This window comes from Rhizobacter sp. P2_H2 (genome assembly GCF_056403375.1).
Genome location: NZ_JBFUFP010001537.1, coordinates 1 through 936 on the forward strand (window position 1 = coordinate 1; position 936 = coordinate 936).

The 936-nt window shown below is 61.9% G+C and carries 2 protein-coding genes; one reads left to right on the plus strand and one right to left on the minus strand.

From position 1 onward, the window contains the following. Positions 1–324: P-loop NTPase fold protein (locus AC1D15_RS34555; RefSeq protein WP_477829626.1), on the minus strand; the 324-nt coding region annotated here is incomplete at its 3' end. A gap of 342 nt (positions 325–666) precedes the next feature. Between AC1D15_RS34555 and AC1D15_RS34560 the strand changes: the two genes are divergently transcribed. Next, positions 667–936, plus strand: a 270-nt coding sequence (locus AC1D15_RS34560) for a hypothetical protein (RefSeq protein ID WP_477829627.1), incomplete at its 3' end; no start/stop codon positions are given.

Consider the following 936-nt stretch of genomic DNA (forward strand, 5'->3'; position numbering starts at 1 on the left):
GATGAAGGTTTTGCGCGTCCTGGCCTCTTCGACGASACGGTCGGAAACCGCTTGAAGAAGAGCTTGTCGGGCATCTTCGTAGCCTTGATAGAGCCACGCGTTGAACTCCATCAGGATGTACGAAGACTGCTTTCCATCCTTCTTGGTGCTTGCCTCCAAGTGTGCGCGAACAAGTTTGACCAGCGTCGACTTGCCTGCCCCCCACCCGCCGGATATACCGATGGTCAGTGGTGTGCCCCCAGCGTCTCGTATAAGAGTCGCTGCCGCGTCGGCTACTAGACCGAAGTTGAGCAAATCAACCTCGGCCTCAATGTCGTGCCACATCCTCACTCCCCCCGCAGCGTGCTAGTCGTCGTTGGAGGCCGGATGCTCAATTGCGAGCAAGGCGGTTGTGGCGTTGGGACCGGTGTCCCACTACACGCGAGAAGGATCGCCCGTCTCATGTGCTGAGAGTACGAATCCAGCCTGAACGCACAACTGTAACAGCGCGTTCTGAAACCTCGGTCACTCCCCACCAAGGTTTGATGCTTGCTCTAAGCATTTCACCCTCAACAAATCAGCCCGGAGCTGATTCCCCCACCCCCGCCCCGCTGGTCTGATCCACATCACGCCAGCCCGACGGCCMGCAGTACCGCCCAGGGCGGCACCCACCCCAGGGAGCCCCCCATGCGCATCACCCGCCCACTGCTCGCCGCCGCCACGCTCGCGGCCGCCACCTTCAGCCCGGCCCACGCCCAGGTGCCGACCCAAGTCCAGGCCTTCCCCGCCAACCTGCAATACACCAACGCCGCCTGCTCGGTGTCACCCAAGGAGCTCAGCAACTGGTTCGTCTCCGGCCGCGTCAGCAAGGGCGGGTTCGTCACCTTCGCCAACAGCATCGGCTTCCCAGCGCAGAACACCACCTGCGACTTCTACAAGTGGGCGCACCAGATGTTC